The organism is Streptomyces sp. NPDC003456, from assembly GCF_042878735.1.
Taxonomy (GTDB): domain Bacteria; phylum Actinomycetota; class Actinomycetes; order Streptomycetales; family Streptomycetaceae; genus Streptomyces.
Genome location: NZ_JBIAOK010000002.1, coordinates 945868 through 963922 on the forward strand (window position 1 = coordinate 945868; position 18055 = coordinate 963922).

The 18055-nt window shown below is 74.2% G+C and carries 10 protein-coding genes and 2 pseudogenes; 9 read left to right on the forward strand and 3 right to left on the reverse strand.

The window, feature by feature from the left end; all coding sequences use genetic code 11:
- Window positions 1-24 precede the first annotated feature (24 nt).
- Window positions 25-291, reverse strand: coding sequence for a hypothetical protein (locus ACFYWG_RS09775; protein ID WP_376332168.1), 267 nt, complete (start codon window positions 289-291; stop codon window positions 25-27).
- A gap of 79 nt (window positions 292-370) precedes the next feature.
- Between ACFYWG_RS09775 and ACFYWG_RS09780 the strand changes: the two genes are divergently transcribed.
- From ACFYWG_RS09780 to ACFYWG_RS09790, 3 genes are all read left to right on the forward strand, one after another.
- The gene (locus ACFYWG_RS09780) at window positions 371-583 is read left to right on the forward strand and encodes a hypothetical protein (protein WP_383685797.1); all 213 of its coding nucleotides are present in this window, start codon (window positions 371-373) and stop codon (window positions 581-583) included.
- A 102-nt stretch (window positions 584-685) separates the two neighbouring features.
- Window positions 686-1255, forward strand: coding sequence for a hypothetical protein (locus tag ACFYWG_RS09785; RefSeq protein WP_383500720.1), 570 nt, complete (start codon window positions 686-688; stop codon window positions 1253-1255).
- A 165-nt stretch (window positions 1256-1420) separates the two neighbouring features.
- Window positions 1421-2857, forward strand: coding sequence for an FAD-dependent monooxygenase (locus ACFYWG_RS09790; protein WP_389200401.1), 1437 nt, complete (start codon window positions 1421-1423; stop codon window positions 2855-2857).
- Between the two features lie 49 nt (window positions 2858-2906).
- On the opposite strand, the gene ACFYWG_RS09795 is transcribed toward ACFYWG_RS09790, so the two are convergent.
- Window positions 2907-4112: a cysteine desulfurase-like protein gene (locus ACFYWG_RS09795; RefSeq protein ID WP_389200403.1), complete on the reverse strand. Its 1206-nt coding sequence runs from the start codon at window positions 4110-4112 to the stop codon at window positions 2907-2909.
- Between the two features lie 255 nt (window positions 4113-4367).
- A complete protein-coding gene (locus tag ACFYWG_RS09800; RefSeq protein ID WP_383500728.1) occupies window positions 4368-5963 on the reverse strand; it encodes a (2,3-dihydroxybenzoyl)adenylate synthase in 1596 nt (531 codons plus the stop codon).
- 359 nt (window positions 5964-6322) lie between these two features.
- On the opposite strand from ACFYWG_RS09800, the gene ACFYWG_RS09805 reads away from it, so the two are divergent.
- From ACFYWG_RS09805 to ACFYWG_RS09830, 6 genes and pseudogenes are all read left to right on the forward strand, one after another.
- Window positions 6323-7033 carry a thioesterase II family protein gene (locus ACFYWG_RS09805; RefSeq protein ID WP_389200405.1) on the forward strand — a complete coding sequence of 237 codons (711 nt, stop codon included), beginning with the start codon at window positions 6323-6325 and terminating at the stop codon, window positions 7031-7033.
- A 7-nt stretch (window positions 7034-7040) separates the two neighbouring features.
- Window positions 7041-8075, forward strand: a complete 1035-nt coding sequence (locus ACFYWG_RS09810; RefSeq protein ID WP_389200407.1) for an isocitrate/isopropylmalate dehydrogenase family protein — start codon at window positions 7041-7043, stop codon at window positions 8073-8075.
- 73 nt (window positions 8076-8148) lie between these two features.
- A complete protein-coding gene (locus tag ACFYWG_RS09815; RefSeq protein ID WP_389200409.1) occupies window positions 8149-9660 on the forward strand; it encodes an FAD-dependent oxidoreductase in 1512 nt (503 codons plus the stop codon).
- Window positions 9651-10010 (forward strand): antibiotic biosynthesis monooxygenase family protein, encoded by a 360-nt coding sequence (locus ACFYWG_RS09820; protein ID WP_389200411.1) that lies wholly within the window; start codon window positions 9651-9653, stop codon window positions 10008-10010. The genes ACFYWG_RS09815 and ACFYWG_RS09820 overlap by 10 nt, the downstream gene beginning before the upstream one ends.
- A gap of 238 nt (window positions 10011-10248) precedes the next feature.
- Window positions 10249-17688 (forward strand): annotated as a pseudogene (locus ACFYWG_RS09825) (amino acid adenylation domain-containing protein); the annotation flags it as partial.
- A gap of 126 nt (window positions 17689-17814) precedes the next feature.
- Window positions 17815-18051 (forward strand): annotated as a pseudogene (locus tag ACFYWG_RS09830) (phosphopantetheine-binding protein); the annotation flags it as partial.
- Between the last annotated feature and the right edge of the window lie 4 nt (window positions 18052-18055).

Below are 18055 nucleotides of genomic sequence, written 5' to 3' on the forward strand. Positions count from 1 at the left end.
TGGTGTCGTGTCCCGCCTCCTGCGCTACCTGATCATATGGCTGGCCTGCACGGCAGCCAGTGTCACGGCTGTCATCCTCACGATCCATTTCGTGGTGGGGTCGACCCGGCCCACCGCGCCGGTCGCGCAGTCGGCGCCGAGTGAGCCGGTCGAGTCCCCGCGGCCGACCCCGTCGGCCACCGCGAAGCCCTCCCCGAGCCCCTCCGCGAGCAGCCGCAGGCCCAGCCCGCCCCCGAGCAGCAGGGCGGCGCCCCGGCCCAGCCCGACGCCCGAGCCCACGCGGGCACCCACCGCCCGCGCCACGGCCCCGCAAGCGCCGGCCGGGGCGGACGGGCCGGGGTGCGAGGACGGCGGCGCCGGCGTCTACACGGTGCCGTCCGAGGGCGGCAAGGCCACCGTGCGGTTCGGCGACGACGCGGTGTGCCTGATCTCGGCGGTGCCGAACCGGGGTTTCACGGTCAGTACGAGCCGGACCGGGGCGCAGACCCTGACGGTGACGTTCTCGGCGAGCCGCCACCGCTCGGAGATCACCGCCACGACTCGGCCGCAGAGCGGGGCGAACGTCCGCGAGGTGTCCTGGTGATGCCCGGCTCGCTCCCATGTGCTCGGTGATCGCCTACATCCTCATCCGCCCCTCGCGAGTCCAACTGCACGTATCACCCGCACACGACGTTGGGAGTGCAGCATGCAGGTGGGGAAACGAGCGGCCGTGACCGGTGCGCTCGCTGCGACGTTGCTGACGGCGGCGCCCGCAGCAGCCGCGGGCGGCCCGGGCGAGTCGTCCGGTGTGACCCGGGAGAAGGGGTACGCCGTGGCATGCCGGGCCGAGCGGGACGGGATGCAGGTGTCACTGGAGCTGTACGAGAACTCCGCCCACGGCACGCACGTCAGCCTCTCCGTCGAAGCGGACGGGACGCAGTACGGGGGAGGAGGACCCGTCGAGCCTGGTCTGTTCGACCGCGGTGTCATTTCCGGCCAAGTGCCCTACCGGCAACTGGAGGAGGACACGGCCGACCCGCAGGTCGCCCGCGTGCACGGCTCGTACGAGGCGTCCGGCCCGCGGGTGCGCGTGCGGGAAGTGCACCCCGAACCCTGGGGCGAGGTCGTGACCAAGGGCTGGCGCACCCCGCTGGCCGCCGAGGTCACCGTGACCGTACTGGACCGGCAGGTGCCCCTCACCTGTGGTGAGGCGTTCGCCTTCGACCTGCTCGTCCGGCGGGTCGGGGAGCCGGGCACCGACGGGCGGGCGCACTGAGCACACCGCGAGCGGGTGTGCGGGACTCGACTGCGGCCTCGCACACCCCTTTTGGGAGCCCCGCCTACCATCCCGCCGTCCCGCCCGCCATCCCGTCGGCAAGGGTCGGCCGATATGCGTCGGCGAGGACGCGACGTCCCCTAGCGTTGCACCAGGGAGGCCACCATGAACGGCACCGAGACCCACCGCACCGTGATCGTCGTCGGCTCCGGCCCCACCGGTCTGCTCCTCGCCGGTGACCTCGCCTCGGCCGGCGTCCCCGTGACCCTCGTCGAGAAGCGGCCGCGCACGCTCAGCAACCTCTCCCGCGCCTTCGGGGTGCACGCCCGCACCCTGGAACAGCTCGACGCCCGCGGCATCGCCGACGAGCTGATCGGCACCGGCGACACCATCACCCGCCTGCGGCTCTTCCAGCGCCTCTCCCTCGATCTGAGCACGCTGCCGTCCCGCTTCCCGTTCCTGCTCATCACCCCGCAGTACGAGGTCGAGCGGCTCCTGGAGCGACGGGCCCGGGAAGCCGGCGTGCAGTTCGCGTACGAGAGCGAGGTCGTGGGGCTGCGGCAGGACGACGAGGGGGTCGACCTCCACGTACGGGGCGCGGACGGGTCGGTCGTCACCCGCCGGGCGGCCTACGTCGTCGGCGCCGACGGACACCGCAGCGCCGTGCGGGAGGCGATCGGCCTGGACTTCCCCGGTGTCTCCGTCATCAAGTCGCTGATCCTGGCCGACGTCCGGTTGGCCCAGGCACCTGATGGCGTGCTCACGGTCAACGGCCGCGGTGACAGCTTCGCGATGATCGCGTCGTTCGGCGACGGCTGGTACCGGGTCATGGGCTGGAACCGCCGCAACGAGGTCCCCGACGACGCCCCCCTCGACCTCGACGAGGTCAAGGAGATCACCCGCCGCGCCCTGGGCACGGATCACGGCATGCACGACGCCCGCTGGCTGTCGCGGTTCCACAGTGACGAGCGCCAGGCGCCGCACTACCGGGTCGGGCGGGTCTTCCTGGCCGGGGACGCCGCGCACGTCCACTCCCCGGCCGGCGGTCAGGGGATGAACACCGGTCTCCAGGACGCCGCCAACCTGAGCTGGAAGCTCGCCGCGACCCTCCACGGCCGGGCGTCCGAGGGGCTGCTGGACAGCTACGAGACCGAGCGCCACCCGGTCGGCAGGGCCGTCCTGCGCAGCAGCGGCGGACTGGTCCGGCTGGCCCGCGCGGGGAACCCGCTGCTGCGCACCGTCCGTGCCGTGGTCTCCGCCTGCGCCGGCTCGGCCCCGCCCCTCCAGCGCAAGGCCCTGGGCCAGATCACCGGGATCGGCTACACGTATCCCGCCCCACGCGGCGCCCACCGCCTCGTCGGCAGGCGGGCCCCGGACGTCGCCCTCCGGGACGGCCGCCTCTACGAGGCGCTGCGCGGCGGCCGGTTCGTGCTGATCACACCGGGGAAGTACGACGGCCCCGGTGCCGGTGAGGGGTGGCTGACCGTGGAGCGCTGGGCGAGCGACCGGCGGACGACCGTCCTGGTGCGTCCGGACGGATACGTGGCCTGGGCGGCGGAGGCCGCGGACGCCGCGGAGATCGAGCAGGCGCTGGCCCGGTGAGCACCGCCGGGAAGCGCCCCGTGCGCGAGCGGGCGCCCGGTCCGGCTGCTCATTGCTCCAGGAACTCGGCCAGCGCCGCCAGCAGTCGGTCGACGTCCCGCGCGTCGTTGTAGGGGGCGAGCCCGATCCGCAGGCCGCCGGTGTCGCCCAGACCCAGGTGACGGGACGTCTCGACGGCGTAGAAGTGGCTGGACGGGGCGTGGATGTCGCGAGCGGCGAGGAAGCGGTAGGCGTCGGTCGTGTCGTGGTGCGCGAAGGTCAGCAGCAGGGTGGGGGTGCGGTCGGCGGCCCGGGAGTGGACGGTGACGCCGGGGAGCGCGGCCAGCTCCTTCTCGAGCTGGGTGCGCAGGGTGGTCTCATGGACGCCGAGGGCCGCGAAGGAGGCCGCCAGGCGTTCGCGCCGGGTGCCCGTGGCGTCCGGGTCAAGGCCGGCCAGGAAGTCGACGGCGGCACGGGTACCGGCGAGCAACTCGTAGGGCAGCGTGCCCAGTTCGAAGCGCTCGGGCACCGCGTCGCTGGAGGGCAGCAGCTTGTCCGGGTGGAGAGTCTCCAGCAGCGCGGGCCGGGCGGCCAGGACGCCGTGGTGCGGACCGAGGAACTTGTACGGCGAGCAGACGAAGAAGTCCGCGCCCAGCGCCGGCAGGTCGACCAGCGTGTGCGCGGTGTAGTGGACGCCGTCGACGTGGGCCAGCGCTCCGGCCTCGTGGGCCAGGCGGCAGATCTCGGCGACCGGAGGCCGGGTGCCGATCAGGTTGGAGGCGGCGGTGACGGCGACGAGGCGCGTGCGTGCGGACAGGACGGCGCGTATGTCGTCGGGCGTCAACTCGCCGGTGGCGGGATCGAAATCGGCCCAGCGTACGGTGGCGCCGGCCCGCTGCGCGGCCTGCACCCACGGGCGGACGTTGGCGTCGTGGTCGAGCCGGGTCACGACGACCTCGTCGCCCGGCGCCCAGGAAGCGGCCAGGGTGCGGGCGAGGTCGTAGGTCAGCTGGGTGGCGCTGCGCCCGAAGACCACCCCGGCCGGGTCCGCGCCGAGGAGGTCGGCCACGGCCCGGCGCGCACCGGTGACGACCGTCTCGGCGTTGCGCTCGCCCAGCGAGTACTGCCCGCGGTTGGACAGCGGGTGCGCCAGCGCGTCGGCGATCGCGTCGATGACCGGCTGCGGCGTCTGGGTACCCCCGGGCCCGTCGAAGTGGACGGTACCCGCGGCCAGAGCGGGGAACAGCGAGCGCAGGGCGGCGATGTCGTAGGTCAAGGTGGGAGCTCCTGTCGTGGTCCGGGCCGGAGACACGAGTCAACCTCATCGGCCGGGCCGAAGCGAGATCACCTCCCGGCTGCCGCCGGGACGGGGTGCGCCTGCGCCGGTGGGCCGGGTGTCCGCCGGTCGCCGGGCGGAACCGGCCCACGGGCAGACTTCCCGCGGCGCGGGCGCACCGGGCCCGCGGGGAGCGCTTCGGCGCGGGACCGATCGCGCGGGGCCCGGCAGGATTCGTTCCGCGCCCGGGCGTCGTCAGCGCTCCGGGGCGGCGACCCCCGCCCGCAGCGCCTTCTTGTCCACCTTGCCCATCGGCGTCCGCGGAAGCCGCTGCGTCGGGATCAGCCGGTCGGGGATCTTGTAGGCGGCCAGGCCACGCGCCCGCAGGAACTCCTTCATGGCGGACGGGCGGACGTCCGCCTCGCCGAGGACGACGAACGCGTAGGTCCGCTCACCGAGCACGGTGTCCGCCACGCCGATCACGGCCGCGTCCTGCACGGCGGGGTGGGTGCGCAGGTGCCGCTCCACCTCCTCGGCGGAGACCTTCTCGCCGGCCCGGTTGATGACGTCCTTGATCCTCCCGACGATCATGATGTTGCCGTCGGGCCCGCGCCGCACCAGGTCGCCGGTCCGGAAGAAGCCGTCCGGCGTGAACGAGCGGGCGTTCTCCTCCGGGGCGCGGTAGTACCCGCGGATCGTGTACGGGCCCCGCACCTGCATCTCGCCCGCCTCCCCGTCCGGCACGGGGTTCCCCGACTCGTCGACGATCCTGACCTCGTCACCCGGCGACATGGGGCGGCCGTCCGTGTCGACGGCCACGTCGTCCGGGTCGTCGAGCCGGGTGTGGGTCAGCAGCCCTTCGCTGATGCCGTACCACCGCTGGATCCTGCAGCCCAGCACCTGGGCCGCGCGGCGCGCCAGGGCCGGGTCGAGCGGTGCGCTGCCCACCTGGATCAGCAGGCGGGACAGGTCGCCGGGCGGTCGTCCGGCGTCGGCCCACAGCCGCAGCACCGAGGGCACGACCGTGGTCACGGTGACCCCCTCCCGGCGCATCAGCGCGAAGACGTCGTCGGGACGCACGCTCGATGTGAGGACGGCCTTGCCGCCCAGCAGGAGACTTCCGAAGACCCCCGGACAGGCGAGAGCCGCCTGGTGCGCGACGGGGTTGACCGCGAGGTACACGACCTCCTGGCCCACGTGCATCGCCTCCGCGCAGGCCCGCATGACGTACTCGTAGTCGTCGTGCGTCCGGGGGATCAGCTTCGGCAGCCCGGTGGTGCCTCCGGAGAGCAGGAACAGCGCGGGGTCGGACGCGTCCACCCGGGGGAGCGGGACGTCCTGGTGGTGCGGTGCCTCCAGCGACTCCAGCGAGGTGAACTCCTGGGCGTCGCCGCTGACCACGACGTGCGGGACCGGCGGGATCTCCCGGGCGATCGTCCGGAAGTCGAACCCGCCGAACTCGTCCTTCACCACATACGCGACCGCCTCGGAGTGCGCGCACAGATGCGCGATCTCGGCCCTGCGGTGACCGGGCAGCGCCAGCACCGGAATCGCTCCGGCGCGCATCAGCGCGAAGACCAGGACGACGAACTCCGGGACGTTGGGAAGGTGCACCACCACCCGGTCCAGGGGTTTGACGCCCAGTCCGACGAGGCCGCGCGCCAGCCGGTCCGCCCGCCGGGCCAGCTCCGCGTAGGTCATCCGGTGTTCGCCGCAGACGACGGCCACGCGCTCGGCGTTCCGCTCGCACGACGCGAGCAGCAGGTCGCCGATCGGCCGGCCGAGCCAGACCCCGGTCCGGCGCAGTTCCTTCGCGAGGTGCTCGGGCCAGGGCACAACACCGTCAAGCATGGTCGCGTTCCTTTCGGCGGTCGGTCGGGGCGTGGAGCGAGGCGTGCCTGCGGGCGTCGGCGCCCCGCGGCCGGCGGACAGGTGCCTGGAGGCGGTGGCGGGCGGGTGTGCTTCCACGGCTCCCTGCCGTCCTGTCCCTCCCGGGCGGTCAGGTCCCCCGGCAGCGTGCGCTGACGTGGTGACGTCGGTTGCCCTGGAAATGGTCAGTGCCGCGGGCCACCGCCCCGTGATCTCTTGCCGACATCTGTCGCGGGCCGTGCGAATCCTCGGCTAGTGGAAAACATGGTGCGGACGGGACGACGGCTGCCGGGAGGGCGAACAGGATGAGCCGGACACGGGAACGCGGATGGGTGCGCTCGATGACCACCGGTGACCCGCTCGGCCTGCGGGTCGTGTGCTTCCCCCACTCGGGGGGCTCGGGTACCGCCTTCGGCGGGTGGGCCGCCGCGATGCCGCCCGGTGTGTCGCTGATGGCCGTCCAGTACCCGGGCCGCGGTGACCGTTTCGGGGAGCCGCCGGTGGACGACGTGGCCGCGATGGCGGACTGCGTGGCGGCGGAACTGCAGAGGATGCCGCCGGGCGAGCACCTTCTCTTCGGGCACAGCCTGGGCGCGCTGGTCGCCTACGAGACCGCGCTGCTGCTGCGGGACGCCGGCGAGGAACCCAGGGCGCTCTGCGTCTCCGCCGCTCTGCCGCCCGGCCGGATGACCGACAGGGACATCCACCGGGCACCCGACGACGAGTTCTGGACCACGCTGTGCGCGCTCGGCGGCATCGAACCCGCGATCGCCGGGAACGCCGAACTGCGCGATCTGCTCCTGCCCGTCCTCCGCTCGGACCTGCGTGCCCACGCGACCTACCGCCCCCGGCCCGGCACCCGTCCGCTCACCTGCCCCGTGCGCTGTTACCACGGGGAGGGCGACCCTCTGGTGGACCAGGGCCGGTTGGCGGGATGGGCGGCCGTCACCACCGGCGGCTTCACGGGAGCCGTGCGGCCGGGCGGGCACTTCCACGTCACCGCCGACAGCGCGCAACTCGTCGCGGACGTCCTGAGCCAGGGCCGGAAGTGAGGCGGCCTTGACCACCATCGCCGTGATCCCCGGCGACGGCATCGGCCCCGAGGTGATCGGGCCGGCCCTGGACGTCCTCGAGGCCCTCGGCCTCGGGACGCGCACGGACGTCCTCGACCACGTCAACGCGGACACGTACCTGCGCACCGGGGAGGCCCTGACGGGATCCGACCTCGACCGGATCAGGTCCAGCGAGGCGGCGCTCCTCGGCGCGGTCGGCGATCCCCGGCTCAGTGACACCCCGTACGTGCGCGCCGTCCTCACCACCCTGCGCCTCGAACTGGACCTCTACGTCAACTACCGCCCCGCCAGGCTCTGGCACGACAGGCTCAGTCCGCTGCGCGACCCGGCCCGCAGGGCGATCGACTGCGTGATCGTCAGGGAGAACACCGAGGGGCTCTACAGCGGCATCGGCGGCGGTGCGCGCACCGGGACCCCCCAGGAGATCGCCATGGACGTGGACCTGAGCACCCGTCACGGGGTGTCGCGAGTGCTGGAGTTCGCCTTCTCCGCGGCACGCAGGTCGGTGTGCCTCGTCGACAAGGCCAACGCCGTGCGCAACGGCGGTCAGTTGTGGCAGCGGTGCTGGAGCGAGGCGGTGGCACGGCACCCGCACGTCGAGACGTCCCACCTCTACGTGGACGCCGCCGCGCTGCGGCTGGCCACCGACCCGACCGCCTTCGACGTCATCGTCACCAACAACTCCTACGGCGACATCCTGAGCGACCTCACGGCCGCGCTCGCCGGCGGCCTGGGTGTCGCGGCGTCCGCCAATCTCAATCCCGTGACCGGAAAGGCGCTGTTCGAGCCGGTGCACGGCAGCGCCCCGGACATCGCGGGAACCGGCACCGCCAACCCGTTCGGCGCGATCCTCTCCGTGGCCCTGCTGGCCGAGCACCTGGGCCGCAGCGAGGAGGCGGACGCGGTCCGCCGGGCGGTCGCCGCCACCGTGGCGACCGGCCGCGTCACCCCCGACCTGGGCGGATCCCTCGGCACGAAGGAGGTGGGCAGCGCGGTTCTGGCGGAACTGCGGCGGCCATGACGACGGGTGCGGACGCGGACGCGGACCCGCCCGCGCACCGGCGGGCGGAGGAACGGACGAGGGACGGGACAGCATGAACGGCAACGTCACCAGCCGCACGAACGCGAACGGCACGCACGGCAACGTCACCAGCCCCACGGACGGCAACGGCACGCCCGGCACGCCGGGTGCAGGCACACGTGCCACCGACCGCGACGTCGCGAGCCGCACGATCCGCGACGGGGCGCACCGCACGGACCGCGACCCGGAGATCGTGATCGTGGGCGCCGGTCTGGTCGGCGCGGTCGCGGCTTGCTACCTCGCCCCCCGGTTCGGGCCGGTCACCGTCCTGGAGAAGCGGGCGGATCCCAGACCGGGCCCCGGCCCGCAACGGCGGTCACTCGTCGTGATGCTGTCGGCGCGCGGCTGGCGCGCCCTGGAAGACCTGGGCGTCGCCGACAGCGTGCGCCGGATGTGCGTCCCCCTGCACGGACGGTGCGCACACCTGCCCGACGGCCGGACGCGGGTGACGCCCTACAGCCGGGACGGACAGCCCATCTGGGCGGTGGAGCGCCGGCGGCTGCACCGGATCCTGCTGGACGCCGCCGAGGCCACCCCCGGTGTGAGCCTCCGCTTCGGGCAGCGCGTCCGTTCCGTGGACCTCGACCGGCCCGCGGTGCAGGTGGAGGACCGGCACGGCTCCCACCGGCTGACGTGCCGCCGCATCCTCGGCTGCGACGGTGCGCACTCCGCCGCCCGGGCCGCCCTCGAGGCGCGCGGAGCCCGGGTCGAGGTGCGCAGACTCGACCTGGCGTATCAGGAGATCGACGTGCCGGCCGGCCGGCTGGAGCCGGACATCACGCACGTCTGGCCCACCGGGAAGGCGATGTTCGCCGCCCACCCCCTGCCGTCGGGGAAGCTGTCCGGCTCCTTGTTCATGCGCCTCGACGGCCCGGCCCCCTCCTACGCGGCGGCCCGCGACGGCCGGGACCTGCACGAGATGTTCGCCGCCCACTTCCCCGAGCTGACCGGCCTCATCCCCGACATCGCGGAACAGCTCGACGGCAAGGCCGTCTCCACCCTGACGGCTGTCCGCTGCGACCGCTGGGTGTGGCGGGACACCTTCGCGCTGCTCGGTGACTCCTGTCACGCGATGGCGCCCTTCATGGGGCACGGTATGAACTGCGGCTTCGAGGACGCCCGGGTCCTCGTCGACCGCCTCGACGCCTGCGCGGACTGGTCCTCGGGCCTGGCCGCCTACGAGACGTCACGGACCGAGGACGCCGACGCGATCGCCGAACTCTCCTACCGGCACTACTTCGCGATGGCCGATCCACCCCGCGAGGAGAGCGCTGCCGACGTGCTCCGCGGGCGGCTGGCGGCCCTCTTCCCGGACCGGTTCGTTCCGCTGTACGAGCGGTGCGCGTTCACCGAGGAGGGCTACGCCTCCGTACTGCGTGACGACCGGCGTCTGGACCGGCTCGTGGCGGATCTGCTGGCCCGGCACGGCACCGGACTGGTCTCGGCCTCCGACGACCGGGTGCGCGCCTGCACCGCCGCCCACGCCCCGAACACAGCCACCCTGGAGGACTCCGGATGTTCGTGATCCTGTTCAAGTCGCACCTGTCCGAGCAGGCCGGCGCGGAGTACGAGGCCACCGAGGAGCGGATGCAGGAGCGGGTCCGGGCCATCGCCGGGTCCGACCCGGTGGAGGTCAAGCACTACACCGGGGAGGACGGGGAGCGTCTCGCCGTCATGATGTGGCGCGACGGGCAGACGCTGGACCGGTGGCGGTGCGACCCCGAACACCGGGTGGCGCAGCGCATGGGCCGTCAGCACTGGTACGCGGCCTACGAGCTGACCGTCGCGCAGGTGATCCGGACCAGCGCGCACGCCAACCGGAGCCCGGCCGAGGCCACCGAGGAACCGCGCCGGCAGGCACGCGGACCGGCGTGACGCCGTCCGGGCGGCGGGCCGGGGACGTGCCGCGAGGACGTCCGGCGCGGACGCCGGTCGGAGCCGGAAGGACACCTGCGCCGGGCGCGTGGCGGAGTCGTTCCGGGTGATGGCCAATTCCTTTTCGATCTCTGGCCAACATCTTTCATCGCAGTTGTTCGACCACCTGGACCGAGACAAGCATCGGGCACGGCAAAGGGGCCGTTGACCGGGAAACCACTGTGCTGGGGGCATCTGGATGGGTTGTACCGGCGTCACATCCGCGCAGGAAGCCATGTGGCTCGCGCAGGAGTTCAGCCCCGACGTACCGAACAACGTGGCGACCCTCTGGGACATCGACGGCGAGCTGGACACCGCCCTGCTCGCCGACGCCCTGCGCGCGGCGGTGGCGGAGGCCGACGCGCTGAGGGTGAACTTCCGCCGGGACGAGCACGGACTGCGGCAGGTCGCCCGGGACCCCGGGGCCTGGGAGCCGTTCCGCCTCGATGTCGGCGATGCCGCCGACCCGCTCGAGGCGGCCCGCGCCGTCGTCGCCGACCTCGTGCGCCGGCCGTTCGACCTGACCGAGGACGCACTGTGGCGGACGGGCTCCATCCGGCTGGGCCCCGGACGCCACCTGCTCGTGCTGGTCTTCCACCACGTCCTCACCGACGCGTACGGCGTGCTCACCCTGCTGTCCCGGCGGATCGCCGAGATCTACCGGGCGCTGCGCGCCGGTTCGGCGGTGCCGGAGGGCGCCCCGAACCCGCCGCAGGACGCGGCGGCGAAGGACGCCGCCTACCGGACGTCGACGCGGTTCGCCGACGCCGAGCGGTTCTGGCCCGACTACCTCGCCGGAGACCTGCCCGCCGCCCGTCTGCCCGCCGGTGTCCGTCCGCACGCCGACGCCCCCGCCGGCGGGCCCGGTCACTGGGACGGCCTGACCGCACCGCAGTCCATGTCCACCGTCACCGCGGCGGTCCCGGCCGCCGAACGCGCGGACTGGGAACGCGCCGCGACCGCGGCCGGCACCTCCGTCGCCGACCTGATCGCCTCGGCCGCCACCGCGTTCCTCGGGCACCTGTGCGGTCTGGACGAACCACTGCTGACCATCACCGTCAATCACCGCGTCGGCGCGCTGCGCCGCTCCCTCGGGCTGCTCTCCAACCGGGTGCCGCTGCGCTCGCGGGTGGACCCCGCGGCCGACTTCGTCGACCTGGCCGGGGCCCTGGCCAAGGAGCGGCGCCGGGTCCTTCGGCACGCGCGGCACGACATCTCCCTGATCAAACGCGCCACCGGCCACGCCGCGGACGCCCGCAGCCCGTACGGCACCGTCGTCAACGTCCTGCCCGCCGTGGAGGCGCTGGACCTGGCGGGCGCCACGGGGCACTTCGCGGGCGGCACCTTCGGCGTCATCGACGAGGTCATGATCTGCGTCTACACCGACGGACGGGCCGGCAGCGACCTGTACGTCAGGTTCGACGCGCCGCGTACCGCGTACGACCACCAGGACGTCGCCGGCCTCGCGGACCGGTTCGTCACGTTCCTGCGCAAGGCCCTGGCCGACCCGCACGCCCCGGTCGGGACCGTCACCGCGCTGCACCCCGGTGAGCACCCCGCGCTGCTCGCCGCGTCCGCCGGTCCCACGGTGACCCCGCCGCCGGCGACCCTGACCGAACTGCTGGACCGGCAGGCCCGCCTCACACCGGACTCCGTCGCGCTGGTCTTCGAGGGCTCCTCGACGACCTACCGGGAGCTGGCCGAGAGGTCCGGCCGCCTCGCCCGCCTGCTGACCGAGCGCGGCGCCGGGCCCGAGCGCTTCGTCGCGGTCGCCGTGCCCCGTTCCCCCGAACTGGTCGTCGCCTTGACGGCGGTCCTCAGGGCGGGCGCCGCCTACGTCCCCGTCGATCCGGACTACCCGGCCGCGCGCGTCGGCTTCATGCTCGCCGACGCCCGGCCCGCTCTGCTGCTGACGGTCAAGGACACGGCGGACCGGCTGCCGCCGACGGACGTCCCCGTGGTCCTCGTCGACGACGCCCCGCCCACCGACGGGCCCGTCACCCCCGCCGCGCACGGCCCCGGCCATCCCGCCTACATGATCTACACGTCGGGATCGACCGGACGGCCCAAGGGAGTCGTCGTCACGCACGCCGCGATCGTCAACCGGCTGCTGTGGATGCAGGACCGGTTCCGGCTCGACGGCGGCGACCGGGTGCTGCAGAAGACGTCCGCCTCCTTCGACGTGTCCGTCTGGGAGTTCTTCTGGCCGCTGATCACCGGCGCGGCCCTGGTGGTCGCCCGGCCGGACGGGCACCGCGACCCCGACTACCTCGCGGAGCTGATGGGGCGGACCGGCGTCACCACCGCGCACTTCGTCCCGTCGATGCTGGCCGAGTTCGTCACCGGCGAAGCGGCCGCCGCGTGCACCGGCCTGCGCCGGGTGGTGTGCAGCGGAGAGGCCCTGCCGGCCGACCTGGCCGAGCGGTTCCACCGCACCTTCGGCGTCCCCCTGCACAACCTGTACGGGCCGACCGAGGCGGCCGTGGACGTCACCGCCTGGGAGTACCGGCCCGGGGCGCGTACCGTGCCGATCGGCACCCCCATCTGGAACACCGCGCTCCACGTCCTCGACAGCCGGCTGCGGCCGCTGCCGCCCGGCGTCTTCGGCGACCTCTACATCGAGGGCGCCGGTCTCGCCCGGGGCTACCACGACCGCCCGGCCCTGACCGCGGAGCGCTTCGTGGCCTGCCCCTTCGGTGAACCCGGACGCCTCATGTACCGCACCGGCGACCTGGCGCGCTGGAACACCCGCGGCGAGCTGGAGTTCGCCGGCCGCGCCGACCACCAGGTGAAGATCCGCGGCTTCCGGGTGGAGCCCCAGGAGATCGAGGAGACACTGACGGAGCACCCTGCGGTGCTGAGGGCGGCCGTCGTCGCCCGGCCCGGCCGGGGCGCGGACGCGGCCGCGCAACTCGTCGCCTACGTCGTTCCGGTGACCGCCGGCGGCAGCGGCGCGAACGACGCCGACTGGGACCTCCACGCCGGTGTGGACCTCGCCGAACTGCGCGGCTTCGTCGCGGCCCGGCTGCCCGCCCACCTGGTGCCCGCCGCCTTCGTCGCGCTGGACCGCCTGCCGGTGACCGCGAACGGCAAGCTGGACCGAGCCGGGCTGCCCGATCCGGAGATCACCCGCCGGGCCCACCGGCCGCCCACGACGGGGGAGGAGCGCCTCCTGGCCGCCGCCTTCGCCGAGGTGCTCGGCCTCGGCGACATCGGGCTGGACGACGACTTCTTCGCTCTGGGCGGCGACAGCATCCGAGCCATCCAGGTGGTGGCCCGGGCCCGCGACGGCGGCCTCGCGCTCACCCCGCGCACCGTGTTCGAGTGCCGTACCGTCGCCGCACTGGCCCGGGCGGCGACCCGCGCCACCACCCCGGCCGCCCTCGCCGAACCGCAGGGCGGGGGCGTCGGGCTGCTGCCGCTGCCCCCCATGGCCCGGCTCCACGCCGAGCGGGGACCGGGCCTGGACCGCCTCGCCCAGTGGCTGGTGCTCGACGTGCCCGCGGCCGTGGACCTCCCGGGCCTCACCGAGGCCCTGCGCTGTGTGCTGGACCGGCACGACGTCCTGCGCTCACGGCTGACCGACGACGGCCTCCTGGTGCAGCCACCCGGCACGGTGGACGCCGGCGCGCTCATCGAGCGGGTCGACTGCCCGGGGGACTGGGCCGACGAGGCGTGGCAGACCGCGGTGCGCGCCCGGGCGGACGAGACCGTGGCGCACATCGACGCCCGGGCCGGGCGGATGCTCCGGCTGGTCTGGTTCCGGGGGAGCGCGGGCGGGCCCGGGCGGCTGCTGGTCGCGGCCCACCACCTGGTCGTCGACGGCATGTCCTGGCGGGTCCTGCTGCCCGACCTGGCCGCGGCCTGGCATCAGGTCCGAGAGGGCCGCACTCCCGCACTGCCGCCGGTGGGCACCTCCTTGCGGCGATGGCTGCAGGCGCTCACCGAGGAGGCGGCCCGGCCCGAACGGGCGGCGGAGGCGGCGTGGTGGCGCGAACGGCTCGCGGCTCCCGTCGCACCCGTGGGCTCCCGGCCGCTCGACCCCGCCCGGGACCTCACCTCCACCACCGGCACGGTCCGGGTGGACCTCCCGCCCGACCTCACGGACGCGGTCCTCACGTCCGTCCCCGCGGCCTACCGCAGCGGAGCGGACGACGTCCTGCTCACGGCCCTGGTCCTCGCCCTGGCCCGGGAACGGCGGGGCCTCACCGACGGCACGACGGTCGTCCGGCTGGAGGGGCACGGCAGGCAGGAGGAACTGGTGCCGGGCGCGGACCTGTCCCGCACGGTCGGCTGGTTCACCACGGTCACCCCCGTACGCCTCGACGTCTCGGGCATCGACGTCGACGCCGCCGTCTGCGGAAGGGCCGCCGCGGGCGAGGCCCTGAAACGGGTGAAGGAGCAGCGGCGGGCCCTGCCCGACCGGGGCATCGGCTACACCCTGCTGCGCTACGTCAACGACGACACCGCCGCGCTCCTGCGCCCGTACCCGGCGGACGACATCGGGTTCAACTTCCTGGGCCGCTTCTCCTTCACCGGGCCGGAGCCGGCACCCGGCCAGGGACCCGGCGAGGGCTCCGGATGGGTTCCGGCGCCCGAGTGCCCCGAGCTGGTCGCGGCACCGGCCGCGGACATGCCGGCGCCCAGCGCCCTCGAGATCAACGCCCTGGTGACCGGGACCGGCCGCGACGCCCGCCTCACCGCGCTGTTCACCTTCGCCACCGGGGTCCTGACCGCCGACGAGGTCCGCGCCCTCTGCCGTACCTGGTGCGCGGCCCTGCGCGGCCTGCGGGACCTGGTCGCATCCGGCGGACGGGGACTGACCCCGTCCGACGTCCCGCTGGTCACGGTCGGCCAAGAGGAACTCGACGACTGGCAAGGTCGGTTCGGAAGGATCAGTGACGTCTGGCCGCTCACGCCGCTGCAGGACGGGCTGCTCTACCACACGATGCTCGCCCGCAGCGCGTCCGAGGCGTACCAGACGCAGTTCGTCTTCCGCCTCGAAGGCCCGGTCGACCCCGCGCGCCTGCGGGCGGCGGGCCAGGCGCTGCTCGACCGGCACCCGAACCTGCGCGTCGCGTTCCAGCCGAGCGCCACCGGTGCACCCGTACAGGTCGTCGTGGACGACGTCCGGCTGCCCTGGCGGCACCACGACCTCACGGGCGACGACCACGCGGCCGAGCGGCTCGAGGAGATCCTCGCCGGGGAGCGGGACACCCGCTTCCACCCCGACAGCCCGCCGCTGCTGCGCCTGACGCTCGTCACTCTCGGCCCCCGGCACGCCGAACTGGCCCTCACCGCCCACCACGTGCTGCTCGACGGCTGGTCCGTACCCCTCGTCGGCCGTGAACTGCTGGACCTGTACACGGCCGGCGGCACGGGCGGCGCGGTGCGCTCGCACGGGTACCGCGACTTCCTGCACTGGCTGTCGCGGCGGGACGCGGCACGCTCCGCCCGCGCATGGGCCCGGGAACTGGCGGGTGTGGCGCAGCCGACGCTGCTGGCACCCACGATCGCCGGTGCCCGGCCCGCCGACAGCGGCAGTGGGCAGATCGACGTGCCGCTCACGGGCGAGGACACCACCCGGCTGGCGCGCCGAGCCGCGCAGTGGGGTGTCACCACCAACACCCTGGTGCAGGGTGCGTGGGCCATGGTGCTGGCGCAGCTCACCGGCAGCCAGGACGTGCTGTTCGGCGCCACGGTCGCCGGCCGGCCCACCGGGCTGCCGGGCGCGGACACCACCATCGGCCTGTTCATCGACACGGTGCCGGTACGGGTGCGCTGGACACCGTCCGACCCGGTCCCGGAGGTGCTCGGCCGGCTCCAGGACGCCCAGGCGGGGCTGCTCGAACACCACCACGTGGGACTCGCCGGGATCCAGCGGGCGACCGGGCTGAGCGAACTGTTCGACACGCTGGTGGTGTTCGAGTCGTTCCCGGTCGACCGGGCCGGTCACGCGGCGGGCCCCTCCGCGCGGTCCGGGTCGGCGCGGCCGGTGGTGACCGGTATCCGCCCGTACGCCCCGCCGCACTACCCGCTGACCGTGATCGCGGCGGCCGACCCGCTGCTGCGGATCTCCTTCCAGTACCGCCGCAACGTCTTCGGGCGGGCCGATGCGGAGGTGCTCGCCGACCGGCTGGTGCGGATCCTGCGCCAGTTCGCCGCCGGCTCGCCGCTCACCGCCGGTGCGCTCGACGTGCTGTCCGACGCCGAGCGCGCACAGGTGCTGCACGGCTGGAACGACACCGCGGTCACGCCCCCCGGGCGGACCGTACCCGAGCTGATCGCGGCACAGGCGGCCCGCACGCCCGGCACGGTCGGTGTCGAGTTCCGCGGGGACCGGCTGACCTACCGGGAGCTGGAGGAGCGGTCCGGCCGGCTGGCGCACTGGCTGGCCGGGCAGGGCGTCGGCCCGGAGTCCCGGGTCGTGGTGCTGCTGCCCCGCTCCGCCGACCTGGTGGTGGCCCTGCTGGCCGTGTGGAAGGCCGGCGGCGCGTACGTGCCGGTGGACCCGGAGTATCCGGCCGCCCGGGTGCGTGCCGTGGTCGAGGACAGCGCACCGGTCCTGGTCCTCGACGACGAGCGGCTGGCTGCGGTGGACCTGTCCGACCGCTCCCCGCACCCCGCCGAAGGCCCGCGGGTGCCGCTCGGCCCCGACCACGCCGCCTACGTCATCTACACGTCCGGCTCCACCGGCACACCCAAGGGCGTGGTGGTCCGGCACGGTGCGCTGGCGACCCTGCTGACGGGCATGCAGGAGCGTTTCGCCCTCACGCCGGACGACCGGCTCCTGGCCTGCGCCACCGTCGCGTTCGACATCGCCGCGCTGGAACTCTTCCTGCCCCTGCTCACCGGCGGCCGGGTCGTCCTGGCCGGCAAGGACGACCTCACCCGGCCGACGGCGCTGCCGGACCTCGTCGAACAGTCCGGCGTCACCGTCATGCAGGCCACCCCCGCGCTCTGGCAGAGCCTGGTCACCCATGCGCCGGCCTGCCTGACGGGGCTGCGCGTGATCTCCACCGGGGAAGCCCTGCCGCTGGGACTCGCCGAAACCCTGTCCCGGCACGCCGCGGAGGTCACCAACCTCTACGGCCCGACCGAGACCACCGTCTACGCCACCGCCGCCCGCGTCCTCCCCGGCCGCAGCGGCATGCCCCCCGCCGTCGGCGGACCCGTCGCCGGCACCCGGATCCTCGTGCTGGACCGGGCACTGCGCCCGGTGCCGCCCGGCGCCATCGGCGACCTCTGGATCGCCGGCGAGGGCCTGGCCCGCGGATACCACCACAGGCCGGGCATGACCGCGGAGCGGTTCGTGGCCTGCCCGTTCGGTCCACCGGGCGCCCGGATGTACCGCAGCGGGGACCTCGCCCGCTGGACGGCCACGGGCGAGGTCGAGTACCTCGGCCGCTCCGACCACCAGATCAAACTGCGCGGTCACCGGATCGAACCCGCCGAGATCGAGCACGCCCTGACCCGCCACCCGGCGGTGCGCCGGGCCGTCGTCGTCGCCCGCGAGGACCGCCCGGGTGACCGCCGGCTGGTGGCCTACGTGGTGCCGGAGACGGGTGCCGAACCCACCGCGGCGCTGCTGCGGGACGCGGTCGGACAGCGGCTGCCGGCGTACATGCTCCCGGCCGCGTTCGTCACCCTCGCGGAACTGCCCCTGACGCCCAACGGCAAGCTCGACCGTTCCGCCCTGCCCCGCCCGGAGTTCGCCGGGGACGGGTACCGGCCTCCTCGCACCGCCCGGGAAGAGAGGCTGTGCGCGTTGTTCGCCGAGGTGCTGGGCGCCGAACGCGTCGGCCTGGACGACGACTTCTTCCTTCTGGGCGGCCATTCCCTGACGGCCACCCGGTTGGTGTCCCGGGTGCGCGCGGAATGGGGCGTGGAAATCCCGATGAGCATCCTCTTCACCACCCCGACCGTCGCCGGACTGACCGCCCGCTGGAACGAGATGTCGGCCTCCACCCGAATGCCGCTGCGGAGAATGACCGAAAGGTAGGAGA